The sequence below is a fragment of the Pseudomonas sp. MF06569 genome (assembly GCF_059862735.1).
In genome coordinates this window covers 1-6,700 of record NZ_JCBCUZ010000055.1, presented here as the reverse complement: position 1 = coordinate 6,700, position 6,700 = coordinate 1, and the positions used below count along the sequence as shown (strand labels likewise).

General features: G+C 56.5%; 7 protein-coding genes. 5 read left to right on the top strand and 2 right to left on the bottom strand.

Going from position 1 to position 6,700, the window contains the following annotated elements; genetic code table 11:
• Nucleotides 1-163: 163 nt before the first annotated feature.
• Both AC19YQ_RS24615 and AC19YQ_RS24610 read right to left on the bottom strand, forming a co-directional pair.
• Entirely contained in the window at nt 164-775 is a 612-nt protein-coding gene (locus tag AC19YQ_RS24615; RefSeq protein WP_133076975.1) for a 3'-5' exonuclease, read from the bottom strand.
• Nucleotides 776-802: 27 nt separating this feature from the next.
• Nucleotides 803-1,279, bottom strand: coding sequence for an NYN domain-containing protein (locus AC19YQ_RS24610; protein WP_133076976.1), 477 nt, complete (start codon nt 1,277-1,279; stop codon nt 803-805).
• Between the two features lie 192 nt (nt 1,280-1,471).
• Here AC19YQ_RS24610 and AC19YQ_RS24605 point away from each other — a divergent pair, with 192 nt between their 5' ends.
• From AC19YQ_RS24605 to AC19YQ_RS24585, 5 genes are all read left to right on the top strand, one after another.
• The gene (locus AC19YQ_RS24605) at nt 1,472-2,131 is read left to right on the top strand and encodes a YciC family protein (protein ID WP_500596149.1); all 660 of its coding nucleotides are present in this window, start codon (nt 1,472-1,474) and stop codon (nt 2,129-2,131) included.
• 90 nt (nt 2,132-2,221) lie between these two features.
• A complete protein-coding gene (locus tag AC19YQ_RS24600) occupies nt 2,222-3,304 on the top strand; it encodes an endonuclease/exonuclease/phosphatase family protein (protein WP_339476450.1) in 1,083 nt (360 codons plus the stop codon).
• Between the two features lie 121 nt (nt 3,305-3,425).
• A complete protein-coding gene (locus AC19YQ_RS24595) occupies nt 3,426-4,871 on the top strand; it encodes an aldehyde dehydrogenase family protein (RefSeq protein WP_500596148.1) in 1,446 nt (481 codons plus the stop codon).
• A 501-nt stretch (nt 4,872-5,372) separates the two neighbouring features.
• Nucleotides 5,373-5,993 (top strand): hypothetical protein, encoded by a 621-nt coding sequence (locus AC19YQ_RS24590; RefSeq protein ID WP_010655526.1) that lies wholly within the window; start codon nt 5,373-5,375, stop codon nt 5,991-5,993.
• A gap of 24 nt (nt 5,994-6,017) precedes the next feature.
• Nucleotides 6,018-6,584: a hypothetical protein gene (locus AC19YQ_RS24585; protein ID WP_500596147.1), complete on the top strand. Its 567-nt coding sequence runs from the start codon at nt 6,018-6,020 to the stop codon at nt 6,582-6,584.
• The last annotated feature ends 116 nt before the right edge of the window (nt 6,585-6,700 follow it).

Below are 6,700 nucleotides of genomic sequence, written 5' to 3'. Positions count from 1 at the left end.
CGATGCCATCGCGAGCAAGCCCGCTCCCACACCATGGCTCTGCAAGCATCGAATTCAGTGAGCGCTACAAAACCCGTGGGAGCTGGCTTGCCTGCGAGGCTGGCAACGCGGTCTGACTGACACCCCGTGGCGATGCCATCGCGAGCAAGCCCGCTCCCACCGTTTAAAACCCGCGATAGCGCTTCAGATGTTCGTTGACCTTCGCTGCCGGGACTTTTTGCAAACCACACAGCAGGTCGTGACTGAGCTCTTTCAACCCATGCTTCTGGCGCAGTTGTTCAGCCAGATACGCCGTCAGGTTGGCCGCCATTTCAGCATCGGCCATGGCCCGGTGAGCCTGGCCGGTATGGGGCAAGTCGGCAAAGGTGGTCAGGGTCCCCAGCTTGTGATTGGGCGCCGCCGGCATCAGGCGTCGCGCCAGCAACAAGGAGCAGGCGAAATTCTGCAAACGGGTGCGCTTGATGCGGCCCATTTCAAAATCCCAGAATTTTTGGTCAAAGGCGGCGTTATGGGCCAGCAACGGTGTGATGCCAACGAACTCGTTAACCTCGTTCATCACCTGTTCGGCCGACGGCGCAGTGCGCAGCATGGCATTGCTGATGCCGGTCAATTGCTCGATAAAACCCGGGACGCGTACGCCCGCGTTCATCAGGCTTTGGTAACGCTCGACAATGCGACCGCGCTCAAGAATCACCACGGCAATTTCGGTGGCCCGGCAACTGCTGCTCGGTGAGATGCCGGTGGTTTCAAAGTCAATAACCGCGATGCGTTCCAAACCTGATCAATCCTGTAAAAGTGAGGGTTACTTAAGCAACAAATTGCCTTCAATCGGCACGTAGCGGCTGGCCGCGCGAATCAATGAGTTGGCGGTCAGGCCGGGCACGCCATAGGCCACGGTTTCGACGCCGTGCTTGCTGGCAATGCGTTCGAGCAACAGGTCGAAATCGCCGTCACCCGAAGCCAGCACCACTTCATCCACATGGGCGGCAACGTCCATGATGTCGATGGTGATGCCTACGTCCCAGTCGCCCTTGGCCGAGCCGTCGCTGCGCTGGATGTAGGGTTTGAGTTTTACCGTGAAGCCGAGGTTGCGCAGGATCTGTTGAAACTGCTGCTGCTTGCTGTCACCCCGGTCGATCGCATAGGCGTAGGCCTCGACGATTTCACCGCGTTTGGTGATATCTGCCCACAGGGCCGCGTAATTGAAATGGCAGCCATAGGCCTGGCGGACCGTGTAATAGAGGTTCTGCACATCCGCGAAGACCGCAATTTTTTTCACCGGCAAACCTCATGACGCCCGGGCAAGCGGGCCGCGACTGAAAACAGGCTCGCAGTATGCCAGCCTGCCAGGGGTTTGCGCGGATAAACCGCCCGGCGTGAACCCGCTGACTTTCAGCCGCGTTAACATTTGCTCATATCGACCCCTCATCGGTTAAAGTGGCGCACCGCTTTTGACTGCTGACAACTGCCAATGAATCCGCTGACCGTTATTCGCGACTCCCTGTACTTCTTCCAGCGCAATCTGAGCCAGATCGTGATGCTGTGCTTGCCGCTGGTCATCCTTGAAGCCGTGTTGCAGCACATCGTTGACAACGCCGTGGGCCCGGATCCATCGCCCGGCTACAGCCTGATTGTCGGGCTGCTGCTCTATCCGCTGTACAGCGGCGCCCTGATCCTGTTTCTCGATGCCCGCAGCCGGGGCGAAAGCCCGCGCAACCGCGACCTGCTGGCACTGGCCATCAATCTGTGGCCCAAGTTCGCCCTGCTCTCGGCAATCAGCACATTGCTGATCGTGCTGGGGCTGTCGATGTTTTTTATTCCGGGCATTTTCCTGACCGTCGTGCTGGCATTTGCCGAGTACCGGCTGGTATTGCGCGGTGATGCTCCGCTGGCAGCCATGAAGTCGAGCTTCACCCTGACCCGTGGCCATTTCTGGCGGATCTTTGTCTGCATCCTGGCTGTTCTGGGGCCGCTGATGCTGCTCAAGGAACTGAGCTACTCACTGTTTTCCAAGGACGACAACACACTGCTATCGCTGACACTCGACAGTGCGAACAGCTTTTTGCAGTTATTTGTCTCTGTAGTCCTGTTCCGTTTATTTATGTTAATTAGCGAAAAGACTGACCCATAAAAACAATCAGCTCCTACAAAAAGAGCCTTGGAGTGGCCCACTGCCGTCGGGTATGTTCGGACACTCCCTGTAACGTCATAAGCTGAGCCCATGCCACGTTTCTTGCGCCGCACCGTATTTGGTCTGCTGCTGATATCAGCATTGCTGGCATGCCTGATTTATAGCGTGACATGGCGACCCGATCCCAGGGAGGTGCTGACCTACAGTTGCCCGATCACGGCTCCCGTGCTGATGCCCGGCCAGGCACTCAAGGTCATGACGTGGAACATCCAGTACCTGGCCGGCAAGCGTTATGTGTTCTGGTACAACCTGGAAGACGACAGCGGCCCCGATACTCGCCCTACCCGGGATGACATGGCGTACAGCCTGGATGAAGTGTCGCGGGTCATTCGTGACGAACGCCCTGATCTGGTGCTGCTGCAAGAGGTCGATGACAACGCCAAGGCCAGTGACTACCAGGATCAACTGGCCCTGTTGCAAGAGCGCCTGATCGATATTTACCCCTGCAGTACCCAGGCGTTTACCTGGAAAGCCGACTTTGTGCCCGACTGGCATATTTTCGGCAGCGTCGGGCGCACCCTCGTGACCCTCAGTCGCTTCCAGATCGAACACGCCGAGCGCTTGCAATTGCCCGTGGCCGACGCCAACGTCATCAGCCGCCAGTTCCAGCCCAAACCTGCATTGCTGGTCAACTACCTGCCGCTCAACGACGGCGGGCAGCTGGCTGCGATCAACACTCAACTGGATCCCCCTTCGCACGACAACAGCAACCTTCGCGCACAGATGCAGACTGTCGCCACCCTGGTCGACAAGCTCGAAAGCCAGGGCACGCCCTGGTTGATCGGGGGGGATTTCAACCTGCTGCCCATTGGCCAGTTCTTGCGCCTGCCCGCCCCTCTGCGGCTGGGCTACTCAGCGGACAGCGAGTTGCACCTGCTGTGGGAAAAGTACCCGATGATCCCCAGCAACCCCGAAGCCACCGGCATCGACCGCGAACTGTGGCTGACGCACTTCCCCAACGACCCCCGTGTCGAAGAACCCGACCGCACCCTCGACTACCTCTTCCACAGCCCAAAGCTGCAGCGCATTGAAGGCTACGTTCGCCAGGAAGACACCTTGACCATCTCGGACCACTTGCCGGTGCTGGGGCGGTTTTTGTTGCCTGCGGACTGAATCAGGATCGCCCTCGCCGTAACCTGCCATCCAGAGTGAAGTGCTGATTGTTTTGCCTGCAGTTGTACGATGACGTATAACTACAGGCACTCAACGGTTGTCCCGCGTGTGGAGAAACTTCATGACTGATTCAAAGCGTTTCGACAATTACATTGCTGGCGAATGGGTCGCAGCCCCCGCCTACAGCTCAAACATCAATCCATCTGACCTGTCCGATGTGATTGGCGAATATGCCCAGGCAGATGTCACCCAGGTTCAGGCCGCCATCGATGCTGCCCGCACAGCGTTCCCGGCCTGGTCGACGTCCGGTATTCAGGCGCGCAGCGACGCACTGGACAAGGTCGGCAGCGAAATCCTCGCGCGCAAGGAAGAGCTGGGCAACCTGCTGGCCCGTGAAGAGGGCAAGACCCTGCCTGAAGCGATCGGTGAAGTCAGCCGCGCCGGTAATATCTTCAAGTTTTTCGCCGGTGAATGCCTGCGCCTGTCGGGCGACTACCTGCCCTCGGTGCGCCCGGGCGTGCATGTGGAAGTCACCCGTGAAGCCCTGGGCGTGGTCGGCTTGATCACCCCGTGGAACTTCCCCATTGCCATCCCTGCCTGGAAAATTGCCCCGGCCCTGACCTATGGCAACTGCGTGGTGTTCAAACCCGCCGATCTGGTACCGGGCTGTGCCTGGGCGCTGGCCGAGATCATCTCCCGCGCAGGCTTCCCGGCAGGCGTGTTCAACCTGGTGATGGGCAGTGGCCAGGTGGTGGGTGAAGCCATCGTCAGCAACCCGAAAGTGGACGGGGTCAGCTTCACCGGCTCCGTGGGCGTGGGGCGCCAGATCGCGATCAACTGTGTTTCGCGTCAGGCCAAGGTCCAGTTGGAAATGGGCGGCAAGAACCCGCAGGTCATTCTTGACGATGCCGATCTCAAACAAGCCGTCGAGCTGGCCGTGCAGAGCGCGTTTTACTCCACTGGCCAGCGTTGCACCGCGTCAAGCCGCCTGATTGTCACGGCCGGGATTCACGACAAGTTCGTCGAGGCCATGGCCGAACGCATGCGCTCGATCAAGGTTGGACATGCCTTGCAGGCGGGCATCGATATCGGCCCGGTCGTGTCCCGCGCCCAGTTGGACCAGGACCTCGGCTACATCGATATTGCCCGGAACGAAGGCGCCCGACTGGTCGCCGGTGGCAGCCTGGTGACGTGCGACACCGAGGGGTATTTCCTCGCCCCGGCCCTGTTTGCCGACAGCACGGCCAACATGCGCATCAGCCGCGAAGAAGTCTTCGGCCCGGTGGCCAACATCATCAAGGTCGCAGACTACGAAGCGGCCCTGGCGATGGCCAATGACACCGAGTTTGGCCTTTCGGCGGGTATCGCGACTACCTCGCTCAAATATGCCAATCACTTCAAGCGTCACTCCCAGGCCGGGATGGTGATGGTCAATCTGCCGACGGCAGGTGTTGATTACCACGTGCCGTTTGGCGGGCGCAAAGGCTCGTCCTATGGCTCCCGTGAACAGGGCCGTTATGCGCAGGAGTTCTACACCGTGGTCAAAACCAGCTACATCGGGTCTTGATACGTAACCTGCGTAGCAGCTGCCGTAGGAACGAGGCTGCGTCCGGCGGCGTAGCCGTCGTAAAACCTGAGACCGCGACCTATCAGTTAAAACGCGGACACAGGTTTTACGATCGCTTCGCAATCGGACGCAGCCTCGTTCCTGCGGCAGCTGCTACGGGGGGCGCTAGGCTTTACGCGGCTTGATCCGGGCCGTGGCTTCGGCCACCAACGGATCATCGGGCCAGTAGTGTAAGGTATCACCTATGTCCAATCACCATTGACACCGAAATCCCCCGCGAAACCGGGGCTACCGCCCGATACTTACAGAACTGGATTGACTGTCAATGATTGGGGCAAAGGTTGACATAAATCCTGCCGATTGCAGGTAGGATTGACAGCGGCCAAAACATCCACAGCCAGTTTAGGCGCTCGACATTGACAGTGCCCATAGAGAGGAGCAGTCCGACTGAGGCCAACGGATACATAAATTGATCAATGCAGACTAGAAGGAAGCAATGTATTGAACCTCGAACAAAGCCTAGCGATTCTGCATGAGCACTTTGACAAAGTTTTCCGTGACGCCACTTTAGCTTCATCCATCTCGCATGCAGAAGTCCGACGCATAATCTGCCTTATAATTGATCAGCAAAATAGTGCCCCTGCCGAAGACAGACTATTGTCCCACTATTACCAGTTCATTTTTGCTACCGAAACACTTCACGCGTCATACCGTATATATGAACTAACTGATATGGGGAGCTGGATTGGATGGGCGTTATCAGAAGACACCAGAGACAGTCACTCAAAAAATTTACATCTGGGGAGAATCTTTGACTTCTATTCATCAGCGGTGGTAAGAACCTGGCCAGGGTTTGTGCCGGTGATGGTGAAATTTTTCAGCGCCTTCTACTACTACGCTCGCGAGCGAACAGCCATGAACAATATAGCACGCGAGCTATGGCCCTTCGCCGCATCGACTTTTACAGACACGATGAATCTGCCTGCGGAATACATTTACATTGACGAAGCAAATCTTGGAAGTCAAATGGCATGCTGGGCAGCAAAAGAAGCGCCTGACTTGGCCAAGACTTTCGTTCCATACCTAGAGTCTGTCGCTGGCAAAAATACTCTACCAGATTAAGTCCGTGCCGTTCATTATTACACCTTGTCTACTACAGCAAGTGCGTTCTCAAGCAAAGCATCGCATGAGTGGGCAGCAAAGGCACTCGCCGACTTCAATGAAAACCTCGCTGAGCCGCATAAGCTGCAACTGCTAGCCACTATCTATGCAGGCAATAAGGATGGAGACCCATCCGCACTTCTCAGAAAGATAAACCTTGTCCAAGGTTTCTATAAGTCAAAGCTTGACGGAATTAATTTCTTTCGTGATGCAGCAATGCGGAGCGGCTCAATTTTGCCGTTTGTCGTCAACAGCTTGAACGCCGGTAAAACCCACGTCACGCTTGACGGTTTACTGCTGTGGCACCAGTTACTGACAGCCAATTCCAATATCAATGCACAAGATCTGTACATATCTATTCCGTTCGGTGAGCATGGCTATCTCGCAGCTTTAGGCGACGAGAAAATATTCATTGAGCGTGATACTCAGACCTTTATCGAGCAACTGGTACAATCGAGCAACCATTTTTTAGGCGTGGCAAAAACCATCGCTTATTCCGACAACTCTGGTCTAACAATTCCAAATAGAATAGGAATCCCTAAGAGGGTGTAGACAAAATAAAGTAAACTTCTTGCCTCCTTTCTATGCAGCATTGAGCCATGCCTAAAACTGGACGCCCACCGGTAATCGCTGCGCACCATTATCCTCTGCTGGCCAGGCTCGCTCAT